Source organism: Pseudomonas sp. PH1b, assembly GCF_000633395.1.
Classification (GTDB): Bacteria; Pseudomonadota; Gammaproteobacteria; order Pseudomonadales; family Pseudomonadaceae; genus Aquipseudomonas.
The window spans coordinates 310,642-327,620 of the sequence record NZ_AYMU01000004.1 but is presented as its reverse complement, the minus strand read 5'-3'; the positions used below and the strand labels follow the sequence as shown (position 1 = coordinate 327,620).

Below are 16,979 nucleotides of genomic sequence, written 5' to 3'. Positions count from 1 at the left end.
GTTGACATAAGTTGACTCAATTACGCATGTTGTCTTAATGACGAAGGCTGGGACTCAGGCGCAGCATGTCCAGCCCGATATCGATCCAGCGCTCTGCCTCGGTATTCAGAGCGAAGCTATCGGGCGCCAGCAGCCATTGGTAGAGCATGCCGTCGATAAAGGCATGCAGACTGATGGCCGCCCGGGCGGTGTCGAGGTTTGCCGGTAGCTGCCCACGATTCACTGCATTGCGCAGCCCCAACTCGATATGCACGTTGCAATCCAGGCTGGCCACGCGACGCTGACGACGCAGGTCGCACATTTCATCGGTGAATTCGCACTTATGAAACAGAATCTCATTAATGCGCCGGGTCTTCGGATCCAGCGCAACTTGATGGAACAAATGAATGAGCAGTTTGCGCATCCAGCCCAATGGGTCCATCTCATCTACATTTTCACTGGCCTTGGCCATCTCGTCCAAAGGCTCGCGCAAGCTGTCGAGCATGGCTTGCACCAGATCAGCCTTGTTACTGAAGTGCCAATAGATAGCACCCCGTGTGACCCCCGCCAGCGCCGCAATGTCGGCCAGGGTGGTACGCGCCACACCCCGCTCGTAAAAGGCCTTTTCGGCCGCCTCGAGAATCTGGCTGCGGGTTTCTTGAGCTTCCTCTTTGGTACGACGGACCATGGCAGTAAAACCTCGATCAGGATCTTTCAGCGATGCGTGAAGACCTTCTGAATAAATATGGAACGGCATCTCAAGTGCCGTTTGCCCAGCCTACAATTCAACACCTACAGGGGCTTCTGTAACCGGATGGGTACGCCGCCAGGGTATTTACAAACAACCATGAACGTAAGTATATTCCTTAGCAAGCTACTTATCCACTCAGCCGACTCTTTTTACCCTTCCACTTTTCTTGTGCGCATCACGCGTGCCTGACCCGAGGATCTACATGCAATTCAAGCCAGCTGTTACCGCTCTGGTCACTGCCGTCGCCCTGGCATCGCTGCTCAGCGGATGTAAAAAGGAAGAGGCGGCGCCAGCCCCTCAAGCCCCTCAGGTCGGCGTCGTCACCCTGCAACCACAAGCCTTTACCTTGACTTCCGAACTCCCGGGCCGGACCACCGCGTTCCGCATCGCCGAAGTTCGCCCTCAGGTAAACGGGATCATTCTCAAGCGCCTGTTCAAGGAAGGTGGAGACGTCAAGGAAGGCCAGCAGCTGTATCAGATCGATCCGTCGGTCTATGCCGCCACGCTCAAGAGTGCCGAGGCCAACCTGCAATCGACCAAGTCGATTTCCGATCGCTACAAGCAATTGGTCAATGAGCAGGCCGTGAGCCGTCAGGAATACGACACCGCAGTCGCCAATCGCCTGCAGTCGGAAGCCTCCCTGCAAACCGCCCAGATCAACCTGCGCTACACCAAGGTGCTGTCGCCACTGACCGGCCGTATCGGCCGTTCCTCGGTGACCGAAGGTGCCCTGGTCAGCAACGGCCAGGCCGATGCCATGGCGGTGATCCAGCAGTTGGATCCGATCTACGTCGACGTCACCCAATCCTCGGTAGAACTGCTGGAACTGCGCCGCGAGCTGGAAAGCGGCCGCCTGCAGAAAGTTGGCGACAACGCCGCCAAGGTCAAGCTGACCCTGGAAGACGGCAGCCAGTACAAGCTCGACGGCAAGTTGGAGTTCTCCGAAGTTTCGGTGGATGAAACCACCGGCTCGGTGACCCTGCGCGCGGTGTTCCCGAACCCTGAGCACACCCTGCTGCCGGGCATGTTCGTGCACGCCCAGCTGCAAGCCGGTGTCAACAGCGCGGCGATCCTGGCTCCGCAGCAAGGCGTGACCCGTGACCTCAAGGGCACGCCAACCGCCCTGGTAGTCGGCCCGGACAACAAGGTCGAACTGCGCCAGCTCAAGGCCAGCCGTACCGTGGGTACCCAGTGGCTGGTGGAAGACGGCCTCAAGGCCGGCGACCGCCTGATCACCGAAGGCCTGCAGTTCGTCAAGCCTGGCGTTGAAGTCAAGGCTACCGAAGCCACCAATGTTTCAGCGAAGAACCCGGCCCCTGCACAGGCAACTGACAAAGCTGCAGGCGGCAAAGGGGAGTAAACCATGTCGAAATTTTTTATCGACCGTCCGATCTTCGCCTGGGTAATCGCCCTGGTGATCATGTTGGTCGGGGCTCTATCGATCCTCAAATTGCCGATCAACCAATACCCGAGCATCGCTCCACCGGCGATCGCGATCTCCGTGACCTACCCCGGCGCCTCTGCACAGACCGTGCAGGACACCGTGGTCCAGGTGATCGAGCAGCAACTCAACGGTATCGACAACCTGCGTTACGTGTCCTCGGAAAGTAACTCCGACGGCAGCATGACCATCACCGCGACCTTCGAGCAAGGCACCAACTCGGACACCGCGCAGGTTCAGGTCCAGAACAAGCTCAACCTGGCCACCCCGCTGCTGCCCCAAGAAGTGCAGCAACAGGGTATCCGCGTGACCAAGGCGGTGAAGAACTTCCTGTTGGTGATCGGCGTGGTTTCCGAGGACGGCAGCATGTCCAAGGACGACCTGTCGAACTACATCGTGTCGAACATGCAGGACCCGATCTCGCGGACCGCGGGCGTGGGTGACTTCCAGGTGTTCGGTGCCCAGTACGCCATGCGGATCTGGCTCGACCCGGCCAAGCTGAACAACTTCAACCTGACCCCGGTGGACGTGAAGACCGCGGTCGCCGCGCAGAACGTCCAGGTGTCGTCCGGCCAACTGGGCGGCTTGCCTGCCGTGGCCGGCCAGCAGCTCAACGCCACCATCATCGGCAAGACCCGCCTGCAGACTGCCGAGCAGTTCAAGGCAATCTTGCTGAAGGTCAACAAGGACGGCTCCCAGGTGCGTCTGGGCGATGTCGCTGACGTGGCCCTGGGTGGTGAGAACTACGCCATCAGCGCCCAGTTCAACGGCAGCCCGGCTTCCGGTCTGGCAGTGAAACTGGCCAACGGCGCCAACGCCCTGGACACCGCCAAGGCTCTGCGCAACACCATCAAGGACCTGGAACCCTTCTTCCCGCAAGGCATGAAGGTGGTATTCCCGTACGACACCACGCCGGTGGTGACCGAATCGATCAAGGGTGTGGTTGAAACCCTGGTCGAAGCGATCGTCCTGGTGTTCCTGGTGATGTTCCTGTTCCTGCAGAACTTCCGCGCCACGGTGATCACCACCATGACGGTGCCGGTGGTACTGCTGGGGACCTTCGGCATCCTCGCGGCGGCCGGCTTCAGTATCAACACCCTGACCATGTTCGGCATGGTACTGGCCATCGGCTTGCTGGTGGACGACGCCATCGTTGTGGTGGAGAACGTCGAACGGGTGATGCACGAGGAAGGATTGTCACCCAAGGAAGCAACGAAAAAATCCATGGGCCAGATCCAGGGAGCCCTGGTGGGTATCGCCCTGGTGCTGTCCGCAGTACTGCTGCCGATGGCATTCTTCAGCGGCTCTACCGGGGTGATCTACAAGCAGTTCTCGATCACCGTGGTTTCCGCCATGGCCCTGTCGGTACTGGTGGCCCTGATCTTCACCCCGGCCCTGTGCGCCACCATGCTCAAGGCTGTACCACAAGGCGAGCACGCCACCGAGAAGCGCGGCTTCTTCGGCTGGTTCAACCGCACCTTCGACCGCAGCGTGAAGAGCTACGAGCGCGGCGTCGGCAACATGCTGCGCCACAAGGTTCCGTACCTGCTGGCCTATGTGCTGATCGTCATCGGCATGATCTGGCTGTTCACCCGCATCCCGACGGCGTTCCTGCCGGAAGAAGACCAGGGTGTACTGTTCGCCCAGGTACAGACTCCAGCCGGCTCCAGTGCCGAACGCACCCAGGTGGTGGTAGACGAGATGCGCGCCTACCTGCTGGACAAGGAAAAGGACACCGTGGCTTCGGTGTTCACCGTGAACGGCTTCAACTTCGCCGGTCGCGGCCAGAGCTCGGGTATGGCCTTCATCATGCTCAAGCCTTGGGGCGAGCGTTCCGCGGAAAACAGCGTGTTCAACCTGGCGGCCCGTGCCCAGCAACACTTCTTCAGCTTCCGTGATGCGATGGTGTTCGCCTTCGCCCCTCCGGCCGTACTGGAGTTGGGTAACGCCACCGGTTTCGACGTGTTCCTCCAGGACCGTGCCGGTATCGGCCACGAGAAACTGATGGCTGCGCGCAACCAGTTCCTCGGCATGGCGGCCCAGAGCAAGGTGCTGTCCCAGGTCCGCCCCAACGGCCTGAACGATGAACCGCAGTACCAGTTGGAAATCGATGACGAGAAGGCCAGCGCCCTGGGCGTGACCCTGACCGACATCAACAACACCCTGTCGATTGCCCTGGGCAGTAGCTACGTCAACGACTTCATCGACCGTGGCCGGGTGAAGAAGGTCTACATCCAGGGTCAGAACAACTCGCGGATGAGCCCGGAAGACCTGAAGAAGTGGTACGTGCGCAACAGTGCCGGGACCATGGTGCCGTTCTCCTCCTTCGCCAAGGGCGAGTGGATCTACGGTTCACCGAAGCTGGCCCGTTACAACGGCGTGGAAGCCATGGAAGTCCTCGGTGCCCCGGCCCCTGGCTACAGTACCGGTGAGGCCATGGCCGAAGTCGAAGCGCTTGCCGCGAAGCTGCCGGCGGGTGTCGGTATCTCCTGGACCGGCCTGTCCTACGAGGAACGTCTGTCGGGCTCCCAGGCACCTGCGCTGTACGCCTTGTCCCTGCTGATGGTGTTCCTGTGTCTGGCGGCGCTGTATGAAAGCTGGTCGATTCCGATCGCGGTGATGCTGGTGGTTCCGCTGGGGATCATCGGTGCACTGATGGCCACCAGCCTGCGCGGCCTGTCCAACGACGTGTACTTCCAGGTGGGGCTGTTGGTGACCATCGGCCTGGCGGCGAAAAACGCCATCCTGATCGTCGAGTTCGCCAAGGAACTGCACGAGCAGGGCCGCAGCCTGGTGGACGCTGCGGTGGAAGCCTGCCGCATGCGTCTGCGGCCGATCATCATGACTTCCCTGGCCTTCGTCCTCGGGGTCGTGCCACTGGCCGTCTCCAGCGGCGCCGGTTCGGGCAGCCAGCATGCGATCGGTACCGGGGTGATCGGCGGTATGCTCACCGCAACCATCCTGGCGATCTTCTGGGTACCGCTGTTCTTCGTCACCGTGTCTTCCATGGGCCGCAGGAAAGCGGACCAATCAGAAACTACTGCTACTTCTAATGAGGCTGGCCAATGAGCAAGTCGCTACTCTCCCTGGCAATCACCGCCATCGCGCTAAGTGGTTGCTCGCTGATACCGGATTATCAGCGCCCGGAAGCGCCGGTGGCGGCGCAATTCCCCCAAGGCCCTGCCTACTCGCCAAAGGAGGCCGCCAACGTGGCGGCCGCCGAACAGGGCTGGCGGCAGTTCTTCCATGACCCGGCACTGCAGCAGCTGATCCAGACCGCTCTGGAAAACAACCGCGACCTCAAGGTAGCGGCGCTGAACATCGACGCCTATGCGGCGCAGTACCAGATCCAGCGGGCGGACCTGTTCCCGGCGGTATCGGCCAATGGCAGCGGCAGCCGCCAGCGTACTCCGGCACGCATGTCGCAGACCGGCGAAGCCGGGATCACCAGCCAGTACTCGGCCACCGTGGGCGTCAGCGCCTATGAGCTGGACCTGTTCGGTCGCGTACGCAGCTTGAGCGAGCAGGCCTTGCAGACCTACTTCTCCAGCGAAGAAGCCCGTCGCAGCACCCAGATCAGCCTGGTGGCCAGCGTGGCCAACGCCTACATGACCTGGCAGGCCGACAAGGAACTGCTGAAACTGACCCAGGACACCCTCGGTGCCTACGAGGAAAGCTACCGGCTGACCTCGCGCAGCAACGAAGTCGGCGTGGCTTCGGCCCTGGACCTGAGCCAATCGCGGACCTCGGTGGAAAACGCCCGGGTGCAACTGGCGCGCTACACCCGCCAGGTGGCCCAGGACGAGAACAGCCTGACCCTGCTACTGGGCACGGCGATCCCGGCCAACCTGCCAACCGCCCAGCCCCTGGCGGCCGACCTGCTGAGCGACCTGCCAGCAGGCCTGCCGTCGGAGCTGCTGCAACGGCGTCCGGACATCCTCGAAGCCGAGTACAAGCTCAAAGCGGCGAATGCCAACATCGGCGCGGCGCGCGCGGCGTTCTTCCCGAGCATCAGCCTGACCGCCAATGCCGGGACCTTGAGTCCCGACCTGTCGGGCCTGTTCAAGGGTGGATCGGGCACCTGGCTGTTCCAGCCGCAGATCAACCTGCCGATCTTCAACGCCGGCAGCCTGCGCGCCAGCCTGGACTACTCGAAGATCCAGAAAGACATCAGCGTCGCGCAGTACGAGAAGTCCATCCAGACCGCCTTCCAGGAAGTCTCCGATGGCTTGGCGGCACGCCAGACCTACAACCAGCAGTTGCAGGCCCAGCGTGACTTCGTCAACGCCAACCAGGACTACTACCGTCTGGCCGAGCGGCGCTATCGCATCGGGGTCGACAGCAACCTGACCTTCCTCGACGCCCAGCGCTCGCTGTTCAGTGCCCAGCAGGCGCTGATCACCGATCGCCTGTCGCAGCTCACCAGCGACGTCAATCTGTACAAGGCGCTCGGCGGTGGCTGGAGCGAACAGACCGCGAAGAACGAACCGCAGTCTGAAAAGGCACCTGCGCTGCACCTGTTCTGAAGCACCACCCGGCTGCATGAAAAACCCACCTGACGGTGGGTTTTTTTATATGGACTGCCTCGAACATTTGTGTTCGATGATCGCCCAGAAAGCGCTTTGTCCAATTGATTGCCCCCGACCCACGACGCACCATTCCCGGCACCCGGACATACCCATAACAATAGGTTCGATGCCATGCCTCCACGCCCTGCCCGCTCCGGCTGATCCTTCACCGCTACGCCCCTCGTTTTCCTGAAACCTGTCCGCCTGATCGTTCCGGCGGCAATGGCTGGCTGCACCCCTAACAATTAGAGAGACCGACACATGAAGCCAATCACCGCGCCTCAGCTCCTTCTGCCCAGCCTTCTGGCCTTGTCGGTGAGTGCCGTCGCCCTACCGGCAATGGCCGAGGAGTCGGGCTTTTTCGAAGACGCCCAGGCCAACCTCAACCTGCGCAACTTCTACATCAACCGCAATTTCACCAACCCGACCAAAGCCCAGGACAAGGCAGAAGAATGGACCCAGAGCTTCATCCTCGACGCCCGGTCCGGCTTCACCCAGGGCACCGTGGGTTTCGGCCTGGACGTGCTGGGGCTGTACTCGCTGAAACTCGATGGCGGACGGGGCACCGGCGGCAGCCAGTTGCTGCCCCTGGATCACGATGGCCGCCCGGCGGACAACTTCGGGCGCCTGGGCGTGGCCTTCAAGGCCCGGCTGTCGCAAACCGAGGTCAAGGTCGGGGAATGGATGCCGGTGCTGCCGATCCTGCGCTCGGATGACGGCCGCTCGCTGCCGCAAACCTTTCGCGGGGGCCAGATCACCTCCAGGGAAATCGCCGGCCTGACGCTCTACGGCGGCCAGTTCCGCGCCAACAGCCCGCGCGACGACAGCAGCATGAGCGACATGAGCATGTTCGGCAAAGCGGCCTTCACCTCCGATCGCTTCAACTTCCAGGGCGCGGAATACAGCTTCAACGACAAGCGCACCCAGATCGGCCTGTGGAACGCCGAACTCAAGGACATCTACAGCCAGCAGTTCGTCAACCTGATCCACAGCCAGCCCCTGGGCGACTGGACCCTGGGCGCCAACCTGGGCTTCTTCTACGGCAAGGAAGATGGCAGCGCCCGGGCCGGCGACCTGGAAAACCGCACCTGGTCCGGGCTGTTCTCGGCCAAGTACGGCGGTCACACCTTCTATGTCGGCCTGCAGAAGCTCACGGGCGACAGCGCCTGGATGCGGGTCAATGGCACCAGCGGCGGCACCCTGGCCAACGACAGCTTCAACGCCAGCTACGACAACGCCCAGGAAAAATCCTGGCAGTTGCGCCACGACTACAACTTTGTCGCCCTGGGAGTACCGGGCCTGACCCTGATGAACCGCTACATCAGCGGCAGCAACGTACACACCGCCACCGTCAGCGACGGCAAGGAGTGGGGTCGGGAAAGCGAATTGGCGTACACCGTGCAGAGCGGCACACTGAAGAACCTCAACCTGAAATGGCGCAACTCGACGATGCGCCGGGACTTCAGCAACAACGAATTCGACGAGAACCGCCTGATCGTCAGCTATCCCCTCAACCTGCTGTGACCTCCCCCCACTGACGGGCCCCGTCGTCGTAGGAGCGAGCTTGCTCGCGAACCTGGGCGACGCGGCCCAACTGGCGGGCCGCCTTCGCCGGCAAGCCGGCTCCTACAACCGCGAAATGCACCACCCCGCTTTTGTAGGAGCGAGCTTGCTCGCGAACCGGGGCGACGCGATCCAGCTGGCGGGCCCCTTCGCCGGCAAGCCGGCTCCTACAACTGCGAAATGCACCCGACCCGCTTTTGTAGGAGCGAGCTTGCTCGCGAACCTGGGCGACGCGGCCCAACTGGCGGGCCCCTTCGCCGGCAAGCCGGCTCCTACAACCGCGAAATGCACCCAACCCGCTTTTGTAGGAGCGAGCTTGCTCGCGAACCGGGGCGACGCGATCCAGCTGGCGGGCCGCCTTCGCCGGCAAGCCGGCTCCTACAAGCGCGACTCGGTGCCCAGTTCGTCCCACACCGATTCGGCCAGGTGGAAGGTCGCATTGGCCGCCGGGATGCCGCAGTAGATCGCGCTCTGCATGATCACTTCCTTGATCTCGCCGCGGCTCACGCCGTTGTTCGCCGCGGCCCGCAGGTGCAGCTTGAGCTCTTCGTTGCGGTTCATGCCGATCAGCATGGCAATGGTGATCAGGCTGCGGGTGTGCCGCGGCAGGCCCGGACGGGTCCAGATATCACCCCAGGCATGGCGGGTGATCATTTCCTGGAACTCCGAGTTGAACTCGGTCAGGGCATTCAGGCTGCGATCGACATGGGCATCGCCCAATACCGCGCGGCGGACCTGCATGCCTTCGTCATAACGTTGTTTCTCGTCCACAAGGGGCTCCTAGAATCGGTACTCAGGCCAGCAGGAATTCCACGACCCGGTCGCTGAACGCGTCGCCGGCCTGGACGTTGGACAGGTGCGCAGCATAGAACTCGGCGTATTCGGCGCCGCTCACGTGCTGCTGGATAAAATGCCCGCCAGCGGGGGGCGTCACTGCGTCTTCGCTGCCGGCAATCACCAGGGTCGGCACCTTGATCGCCGCCAATTGCTCACGGAAATCCGCGTCCCGCACGGCGGCGCAGTTGGCCGCATAGCCTTGGGGCGAGGTCGCCGCAAGCATGTCGGTAATCAACTTGGCCTGGTCCGGATGGGCTTCGGCGAAGTCCGGGGTGAACCAGCGGGCGATGGAGGCATCCCGCAGCGCTACCATGGCCGCCTGGCCATCACGCAGCACGGTCTCGATCCGCGGGTTCCAGACCGAGGGCTCGCCAATCTTCGCCGCGGTGTTGCACACCACCAGCTTGTGCAGGCGCTCGCCGGCATTGATCCCCAGCCACTGGCCGATCAGGCCGCCCATGGACAGGCCGCAGAAATGCGCACGCTGGATATCCAGGGCGTCCAGCAGCGCCAGCACATCCTGGCCCAGTTGCTGGATGCTGTAGGGCCCTTCGGTCACCAGCGAAAGACCATGGCCACGGGTGTCCATGCGCAGCACCCGGAAATGCCGGGTGAATGCCGCCATCTGCTTGTCCCACATGTGCAGGTCGGTGCCCAGGGAGTTGGACAGCACCAGCACCGGCGCGCCTTCTGGCCCTTCGAGTTGATAGTGCAGATCGCCCTCGGCGAGTTTCACGAATCCCACAGCAGTCTCCTTCAGGCCTTCAAGGCAAAATGTTCAGCCACGGCGCGCTCGACCCAGGCCTGCGCCTGGCCCAGGTAGTGCGCCGGGTCCAATAGACGATCCAGTTCCGCCGCCGAGAGTTCGGCGCAGACCTGGGCATCGTCCCCCAGTACCGCCCGCAGGTGGCGTTGCTCGGCCACCGCGCGTTTACAGCATTGCTCCAACAGATGATGGGCGGTTTCCCGGCCCAGGCGCTGGGCCAGGGCGATGCTCACCGCCTCGGCCAGCACCAGGCCCTGGGTCAGGTCGAGGTTGCGGGCCATGCGCGCGCTGTCGACTTCCAGGCCCTCGACCACCAGCAGAGCTTGTTGCAGAGCGCCGGACACCAGGCAGCAGATCTCCGGCAAGGTTTCCCATTCGGCATGCCACAGGCCGAGGCTGCGCTCGTGCTCCTGGGGCATGGCGCTGAACATCGTGGCCAGCAGGCCGGGCACCCGGGTCGCGGCGCTGATCAGCACTGCCGCGCCCACCGGATTGCGCTTGTGGGGCATGGTGGACGAACCGCCCTTGCCCGGTGCCGAAGGCTCGAAGACTTCCGCCGCTTCGGTCTGCATCAACAGGCTGATATCCCGCCCCAGCTTGCCCAGGCTGCCAGCCAGCAAGCCCAGTACCGAAGCGAATTCCACCAGGCGGTCGCGCTGGGTGTGCCAGGGTTGTTCCGGCAGGCGCAACTGCAATTCATCCGCCAAGGCCCGGGCCACCGGCAGCGCCTGTTCGCCCAAGGCCGCCAGGGTCCCGGAGGCACCGCCGAACTGCAGCACCAGCAGGCGCGGCTTGAGTTGCTGCAGCCGTTCGCGGCTGCGGGTCACCGCCCCCAGCCAGCCGGCGATCTTCATGCCCAGGGTCACCGGCGTGGCATGCTGCAGCCAGGTACGACCGGCCAGAGGCGTGGCCCCATAGCGCTGGGCCTGCTCCGCCAGGATGCTGCCCAGGCGCTCTAGGTCCTGCTCCAGCAAATGCACGGCGCGGCGCAGTTGCAGCACCAGGCCGCTGTCCATCACGTCCTGGCTGGTGGCTCCCAGGTGTACATAGCGCTCGGCTTCGCCAGCGCTCCGGGCGATCTGCTTGCCCAGGGCCTTGACCAGGGGAATCGCCGAATTGCCGGCCGTGGCAATCGCTTCGCCCAGGGCCTGGAAGTCATAGAGTTCGGCGCGGCAGGCCGCCTCGATGGGGGCAACCGCTGCGCTGGGAATCAACCCGGTCCGCGCCTCGGCCCGGGCCAGGGCGGCCTCGAAGTCGAGCATCGCCTGGACCCGCCCCTGGTCGCAGAACACGCTGCGCATTTCCCGGGCAGTGAAGTAGGCATCGAACAATTGATTGCTCGCAGGTAGGGTCATAAACAGTCCTTGCTGCACCTGCGCCCGGGGCGGGCGCAGGTGCATGGGTCAAAGGTCGTGGTGCAGATACGCCGCCTGTTTCGGCAGGCGCAGGCTGAACAGGAAGGCAATCGCCATCATCGCCGTGACGTACCAGTAGAAGGTGTTTTCCATGCCCATGTTCTTGAAGTTCAGGGCCACCCATTCCGCGGAACCACCGAAGATCGCATTGGCCACCGCATAAGCCAAGCCCACCCCCAGCGCGCGCACTTGCGGCGGGAACATCTCGGCCTTCACCAGGCCGCTGATGGAGGTGTAGAAACTGACGATGGCCAGGGCCAGGGTGATCAGCACGAAGGCCAGGAACGGACTGGTGACGGTCTTCAGGGTCATCAGGATCGGTACGGTGAACAGGGTCCCCAGAGCGCCGAACCAGAGCATGGAATTGCGCCGGCCGATACGGTCGGCAAGCATGCCGAACAGCGGCTGCATGCACATGTAGAGGAACAAGGCGCCGGTCATGATGTAGCTGGCAGTCTTGGCGTGCATGCCTGCGGTGTTCACCAGGTACTTCTGCATGTAGGTGGTGAAGGTGTAGAAAATCAGCGAGCCGCCGGCGGTGTAGCCCAGCACCGTGATAAAGGCTGCCGAGTGATTCTTGAACAGCGCGGCGATACTGCCGGCGTCCTTGTCCTCGCGCATTTCCTTGCTGGTGGTCTCCTTCAGCGAGCGCCGCAGCAGCAGCGAGATCACCGCCGCGATGGCGCCGATCACGAACGGAATGCGCCAGCCCCAGGCCTTGAGTTCTCCCTCATCGAGGAACTGCTGGAGGATCACCACCACCGACACTGCCAGCAGTTGCCCGCCGATCAGGGTCACGTACTGGAAGGAGGCAAAAAAACCACGCTGGCCCTTGAGCGCCACTTCACTCATGTAGGTCGCGGTGGTGCCGTACTCCCCGCCCACCGACAGGCCCTGGAACAGCCGCGCCACCAACAGCAGGAACGGCGCCCAGGCACCGATGCTGGCGTAGGTCGGCAAAAAGGCAATGACCAGGGAGCCGGCGCACATCATCAGCACCGAGATCATCATCGAGTTCTTGCGCCCGTGGCGGTCAGCGACCCGGCCGAACAGCCAGCCACCGATGGGGCGCATCAGGAACCCCGCGGCGAACACCCCGGCGGTGTTGAGCAACTGCACCGTGGGATCGTCGGAGGGGAAGAAGGCCGGAGCGAAGTAGATGGCGCAAAAGGCATAGACGTAGAAGTCGAACCATTCCACCAGGTTGCCGGAGGAGGCACCGACTATGGCAAAGATCCTTTTGCTGCGCTCCTCTCCGGTGTAGTGACTTGTTGTGGTTGTCATGGTTTTTCACTCGTGGGGGACAGTGTGAGTCTAGACACACTTGGCAACATTCCCGTTCCCTGCCGCCGCCGTCGAGGGGACGGCGGCGCCCCAGGTCAGTAGTCGAAGAACACGGTTTCGGCGTCAGTACCCTGGAGGATCACGTTCCACTGGTACTGACCGTCGGCGCCGGTCTTGGCCAGCAAGGTGCTGCGGCGCTCCACGGGCACGCAGGCCAGCAGCGGGTCGGCGGCATTGGCCGGTTCGCCGTCGAAGTAGATCCGGGTCAGCAGGTGCTTGACCAGGCCACGAGCGAACACCAGCACCACCAGGTGCGGCGCCTGGGTCGTGCCCTGGAGCCCCGGCACCGTGCCAGGCTTGATGGTGGTGAAGCGAAAACGCCCTTCCCCATCCACCGGCACCCGGCCAAACCCCTGGAAATTCGGATCCAGGGCCTTGTCCTGGTCATCCTCGGGGTGCAGGTATTTGCCCGCGGCGTTGGCTTGCCAGACTTCGAGCATCGCGTCGTTGACGAAGTTGCCGTTGCCGTCCACCACTTGCCCGGTGATCGCCACCCGCTGGCCGAGGGTCTCGGCGTTGGTCAGGTCTTCGCGGTTCAGCCAGGTCAGGCCGATGTGGTAGTAAGGGCCGACGGTGTGAGACGTGGTTGCAGTCAGGGTCATGTCATTTCTCCATCGGCGTGGCATCGCGGCCGCGCAAAACGATGTCCCAACGGTAACCGAGGGCATAGGAAGGAATGGTTTTCTCCAGATCGAAACGGGCGATCAGGCGTTCCTTGGCGCTCGTGTCCGGCACGCAGTTGTAGATCGGGTCATGGGCCAGCAGCGGGTCCCCGGGGAAATACATCTGGGTCACCAGGCGCGTGAGCACGCTGGGGCCGAACAGCGAAAAGTGGATATGCGCCGGGCGCCAGGCATTGTGGTGGTTACCCCAGGGGTAGGCACCGGGCTTGATGGTCTGGAACTGATACCAGCCGTCGGCGTCGGTGACGGTGCGCCCGGTGCCGGTGAAGTTCGGGTCCAGGGGCGCGTCGTGCAGGTCGCGATCATGGTTGTAGCGCCCGGCGGCGTTGGCCTGCCAGATCTCCACCAGGATCCCCGGCACCGGCAGGCCATTCTCGTCCAGCACCCGACCGTGGATGATGATGCGCTCGCCCTGGGGCTGGCCCTCGTGCTGGGCGGTCAGGTCATTGTCCCGCTCCTGCAGGTACTCGGCGCCGATGGTCGGCCCGGTGATTTCCGACAGCGAATGGGGCAGGAACACCAGCGGCTTGGACGGCGACCGGGTGTTGGTCGACTGGTAGGCCGGGTGCAGGTAATCAGGTTGGGTCCCGGCTTGCGGGCGCCGGTAACCGGGCTTGTCACTCATGGTCATGGTTCTTCTCTTATAGATAGGCAGGCGTCAGACCCGCTCGATCGCCAGCGCCAGCCCCTGGCCGACACCTACGCACATGGTGGCCAGGCCTGTCTTGCCGCCGGTTTTTTCCAGCTGATGCAAGGCGGTGAGTACCAGCCGTGCACCACTCATGCCCAGTGGGTGCCCCAGGGCAATGGCGCCACCGTTGGGGTTGACCTGTGGTGCGTCGTCCGCCAGCCCCAGTTCCCGCAGGACCGCCAGGCCCTGGCTGGCAAAGGCTTCGTTGAGTTCGATCACGTCGAAATCAGCGACCGCCATCCCCAGGCGCTCCACCAGCTTGCGCACCGCCGGCACCGGGCCGATGCCCATGACCCGAGGCGCAACCCCGGCACTGGCCATGCCCAGAACCCGGGCACGCGGAGTCAGCCCGTGTTTCTCGACGGCTTCGGTCGACGCCAGGATCAGCGCCGCAGCACCGTCATTGACCCCCGAAGCATTGCCGGCGGTCACGGTCTTGTCCGGGCCGTTGACCGGCTTGAGCCGCCCCAGGGCTTCCAGGGTGGTGTCGGCGCGTGGGTGTTCGTCCTGCTCGACGACGCTTTCGCCCTTCTTGTGGGCGATGCGCACCGCGACGATTTCCTCGGCAAAGAAACCGGCGGCCTGAGCCGCGGCGGTACGCTGCTGGCTGCGCAGGGCAAAGGCGTCCTGGTCGGCCCGGGACACCTGGTAGTCGTCCGCCACGTTGTCGGCGGTCTGCGGCATGGCATCCACACCGTACTGGGCTTTCATCAACGGGTTGATGAAACGCCAGCCGATGGTGGTGTCTTCCAGCTTCATGTTGCGCGAGAAGGCGCTGTCGGCCTTGCCCATGACAAAGGGCGCGCGGGACATGGACTCGACGCCACCGGCAATCGCCAGCTCCATTTCGCCACTGGCAATGGCGCGGAACGCGGTGCCAATGGCGTCCATGCCCGAGGCACAGAGGCGGTTGAGGGTGACCCCGGGCACGCTGTCCGGCAAGCCGGCCAGCAGCAGCGCCATGCGCGCCACGTTGCGGTTGTCCTCACCGGCCTGGTTGGCGCAGCCGAGGAACACCTCGTCCACGGCATTCCAGTCCACCGTCGGGTTGCGCTCCATCAGCGCCTTGATCGGCACCGCCGCCAGGTCATCGGCGCGCACCGCCGACAGGCCGCCACCAAAGCGGCCAATGGGGGTACGAATGGCATCACAGATGAATACGTCGCGCATCAGGCTTCTCCGGGGGCTTGGCCATGGGCCGCGGCAGTGCGCGCTTCCAGGTCACGCAGGGCTGTCAGTTCGACTTCGGTAGGCGCGGCCGTCTCGGCCACTTGCTCGGCGAAACGGATGGCCCAGCCGGTGGCGGCCACCACCTGCTCGCGGGTCACGCCCGGGTGCAGGGAAGTGACGACGAATTCGTGGGTACCGGCTTCCGGCTCCATGATGCACAGGTCGGTGATGATGCCTACCGGCCCGGCCCCTGGCAGGCCCAGGCGCTTGCGCGAATCGCCGCCCTCGCCGTGGCCGACCGAGGTCACGAAATCCAGCTTGTCGACAAAGGAGCGCGAGGACTGCTTGAGGATGATCAGTACGCTTTTCGCCGAACCGGCGATTTCCGGAGCGCCGCCCGCACCCGGCAGGCGCACTTTCGGCTGGTGATAATCGCCCACGACGGTGGTGTTGATGTTGCCGAAGCGGTCGACCTGGGCCGCGCCGAGGAAGCCCACGTCGATGCGCCCGCCTTGCAGCCAGTAGCGGAAGATTTCCCCGGTGGGGACCACGGTGTCGGCAGTTTCTGCCAGCTCGCCATCACCAATCGACAGGGGCAGCACACTGGGCTTGGCGCCGATCGGACCGGATTCGTAGATCAGCACCACGTCCGGCGACGAGGTCAGGCGCGCCAGGTTGGCGGCCTTGGACGGCAAGCCGATGCCGACAAAGCACACCGAGCCGTTCTGCAGACGACGGGCCGCGGCCACGGTCATCATTTCATTGGTGGAGTAGGTCATTGCTTGGCCTCCGAAGCAGCGGCCAGCTTGGCCTGGAATTCACTGAAATCGGCACTGCCATGGATGTATTCGTTGATCCAGGCGGTAAAGGTCTCACGATCACGGGCGATCGGGTCCCAAGCCTGGTAGAAGCGATTGTCGCGCTCGGAATAACCATGGGCGTAGGACGGATGGGCCCCACCAGGGACGTGGCAGACCGCGCTCAGCGCCCAGGTCGGCAGCACGCAGGCGTTCATCGGGGCCTGCAGGTCATCGACGATTTCCTCGACGGTGACGATGCAACGCTTGGCGGCCAGGGCGGCTTCCTTCTGCACGCCGAGAATGCCCCACAGCAGCACGTTGCCCTTGCGGTCGGCTTTCTGCGCGTGGATCACCGTGACATCGGGCCGTACCGAGGGCACCGCCGCCAGCACTTCGCCCGTGAAGGGACAGGTCACGGTCTTGATCAGCGGGTTGACCTTGGGCAAGTCGGAGCCGGCGTAAGCCCGCAACACCGCAAAGGGCAGCCCCGAGGCGCCGGCGACATAGGCGTTGGCCAGGTCGGCGTGGCTGTGTTCTTCGATCTCCAGCGGCTGTGGCCATTGCTTTTCCACGGCGTCCCGCAGGCGATGCAGGGAACCCACCCCCGGGTTGCCACCCCAGGAGAAAATCAGCTTGCGAGCACAACCGGCTCCGATCAACTGGTCGTAGATCAGGTCAGGCGTCATCCGCACCAGGGTCAGGTCTTTTTTGCCCTGGCGAATGATTTCATGACCTGCGGCCGTAGGAATAAGGTGGGTAAAGCCTTCGAGCGCGACGGTATCGCCGTCGTTGATGAACTGCTTCACCGCGTCGTGCAGCGAAAGGATTGCAGCCATGGGTGGGGTCTCCCGGTTGTTATTCAGCGACTGGAGAAAAGGCGCTCTGGGCGCGCCGCAGTGACTGAAGATTAAGCCGCTGCCCCACCCCAAACAATCCGATAATCGACTCAGCGTTCGATTATCGAACGGATT

General features: G+C 63.5%; 14 protein-coding genes. 4 read left to right on the top strand and 10 right to left on the bottom strand.

What is annotated here, in order from left to right:
- Positions 1-34: 34 nt before the first annotated feature.
- Positions 35-667, bottom strand: coding sequence for an efflux system transcriptional repressor EmhR (gene emhR / locus U873_RS0108315; RefSeq protein ID WP_025127805.1), 633 nt, complete (start codon positions 665-667; stop codon positions 35-37).
- A 265-nt stretch (positions 668-932) separates the two neighbouring features.
- Between emhR and emhA the strand changes: the two genes are divergently transcribed.
- The 4 genes from emhA to U873_RS0108295 all read left to right on the top strand — a co-directional run bounded on the left by emhA (position 933) and on the right by U873_RS0108295 (position 8,263).
- Entirely contained in the window at positions 933-2,090 is a 1,158-nt protein-coding gene (gene emhA / locus U873_RS0108310; protein ID WP_025127804.1) for an efflux RND transporter periplasmic adaptor subunit EmhA, read from the top strand.
- Positions 2,091-2,093: 3 nt separating this feature from the next.
- Positions 2,094-5,240, top strand: a complete 3,147-nt coding sequence (gene emhB / locus U873_RS0108305) for an efflux RND transporter permease subunit EmhB (protein ID WP_025127803.1) — start codon at positions 2,094-2,096, stop codon at positions 5,238-5,240.
- Positions 5,237-6,697 carry an AdeC/AdeK/OprM family multidrug efflux complex outer membrane factor gene (locus U873_RS0108300; protein WP_025127802.1) on the top strand — a complete coding sequence of 487 codons (1,461 nt, stop codon included), beginning with the start codon at positions 5,237-5,239 and terminating at the stop codon, positions 6,695-6,697. The genes emhB and U873_RS0108300 overlap by 4 nt, the downstream gene beginning before the upstream one ends.
- Positions 6,698-7,000: 303 nt before the next feature.
- A complete protein-coding gene (locus U873_RS0108295; protein WP_025127801.1) occupies positions 7,001-8,263 on the top strand; it encodes an OprD family porin in 1,263 nt (420 codons plus the stop codon).
- A 417-nt stretch (positions 8,264-8,680) separates the two neighbouring features.
- On the opposite strand, the gene pcaC is transcribed toward U873_RS0108295, so the two are convergent.
- The 9 genes from pcaC to U873_RS0108245 form a co-directional block, all read right to left on the bottom strand.
- Positions 8,681-9,073, bottom strand: a complete 393-nt coding sequence (gene pcaC, locus U873_RS0108285) for a 4-carboxymuconolactone decarboxylase (RefSeq protein WP_025127799.1) — start codon at positions 9,071-9,073, stop codon at positions 8,681-8,683.
- Positions 9,074-9,095: 22 nt separating this feature from the next.
- Positions 9,096-9,884, bottom strand: coding sequence for a 3-oxoadipate enol-lactonase (pcaD, locus tag U873_RS0108280; protein ID WP_025127798.1), 789 nt, complete (start codon positions 9,882-9,884; stop codon positions 9,096-9,098).
- An 11-nt stretch (positions 9,885-9,895) separates the two neighbouring features.
- Complete coding sequence (locus U873_RS0108275; protein WP_025127797.1) at positions 9,896-11,260, bottom strand: 3-carboxy-cis,cis-muconate cycloisomerase; 1,365 nt, start codon at positions 11,258-11,260, stop codon at positions 9,896-9,898.
- 48 nt (positions 11,261-11,308) lie between these two features.
- Complete coding sequence (locus U873_RS0108270) at positions 11,309-12,604, bottom strand: MFS family transporter (RefSeq protein ID WP_025127796.1); 1,296 nt, start codon at positions 12,602-12,604, stop codon at positions 11,309-11,311.
- 95 nt (positions 12,605-12,699) lie between these two features.
- A complete protein-coding gene (gene pcaG / locus U873_RS0108265) occupies positions 12,700-13,266 on the bottom strand; it encodes a protocatechuate 3,4-dioxygenase subunit alpha (protein WP_025127795.1) in 567 nt (188 codons plus the stop codon).
- A 1-nt stretch (position 13,267) separates the two neighbouring features.
- Entirely contained in the window at positions 13,268-13,972 is a 705-nt protein-coding gene (gene pcaH / locus U873_RS0108260) for a protocatechuate 3,4-dioxygenase subunit beta (protein ID WP_025127794.1), read from the bottom strand.
- Between the two features lie 33 nt (positions 13,973-14,005).
- Entirely contained in the window at positions 14,006-15,211 is a 1,206-nt protein-coding gene (pcaF, locus tag U873_RS0108255; RefSeq protein WP_177330255.1) for a 3-oxoadipyl-CoA thiolase, read from the bottom strand.
- Positions 15,208-15,987, bottom strand: coding sequence for a CoA-transferase subunit beta (locus U873_RS0108250; RefSeq protein ID WP_025127792.1), 780 nt, complete (start codon positions 15,985-15,987; stop codon positions 15,208-15,210). Before U873_RS0108250 ends, pcaF begins: the two co-directional genes overlap by 4 nt.
- Entirely contained in the window at positions 15,984-16,844 is an 861-nt protein-coding gene (locus U873_RS0108245) for a CoA transferase subunit A (RefSeq protein ID WP_025127791.1), read from the bottom strand. The genes U873_RS0108250 and U873_RS0108245 overlap by 4 nt, the downstream gene beginning before the upstream one ends.
- Between the last annotated feature and the right edge of the window lie 135 nt (positions 16,845-16,979).

Excerpts from the sequence above, each read along its gene's own strand:
- pcaH (WP_025127794.1), bottom strand. The coding sequence starts at position 13,972 with ATGAGTGACAAGCCCGGTTACCGGCGCCCGCAAGCCGGGACCCAACCT.
- emhA (WP_025127804.1), top strand. The coding sequence starts at position 933 with ATGCAATTCAAGCCAGCTGTTACCGCTCTGGTCACTGCCGTCGCCCTG.
- emhB (WP_025127803.1), top strand. The coding sequence starts at position 2,094 with ATGTCGAAATTTTTTATCGACCGTCCGATCTTCGCCTGGGTAATCGCC.
- U873_RS0108245 (WP_025127791.1), bottom strand. The coding sequence starts at position 16,844 with ATGGCTGCAATCCTTTCGCTGCACGACGCGGTGAAGCAGTTCATCAAC.
- U873_RS0108300 (WP_025127802.1), top strand. The coding sequence starts at position 5,237 with ATGAGCAAGTCGCTACTCTCCCTGGCAATCACCGCCATCGCGCTAAGT.
- U873_RS0108250 (WP_025127792.1), bottom strand. The coding sequence starts at position 15,987 with ATGACCTACTCCACCAATGAAATGATGACCGTGGCCGCGGCCCGTCGT.
- pcaG (WP_025127795.1), bottom strand. The coding sequence starts at position 13,266 with ATGACCCTGACTGCAACCACGTCTCACACCGTCGGCCCTTACTACCAC.
- U873_RS0108270 (WP_025127796.1), bottom strand. The coding sequence starts at position 12,604 with ATGACAACCACAACAAGTCACTACACCGGAGAGGAGCGCAGCAAAAGG.
- U873_RS0108275 (WP_025127797.1), bottom strand. The coding sequence starts at position 11,260 with ATGACCCTACCTGCGAGCAATCAATTGTTCGATGCCTACTTCACTGCC.
- emhR (WP_025127805.1), bottom strand. The coding sequence starts at position 667 with ATGGTCCGTCGTACCAAAGAGGAAGCTCAAGAAACCCGCAGCCAGATT.
- U873_RS0108295 (WP_025127801.1), top strand. The coding sequence starts at position 7,001 with ATGAAGCCAATCACCGCGCCTCAGCTCCTTCTGCCCAGCCTTCTGGCC.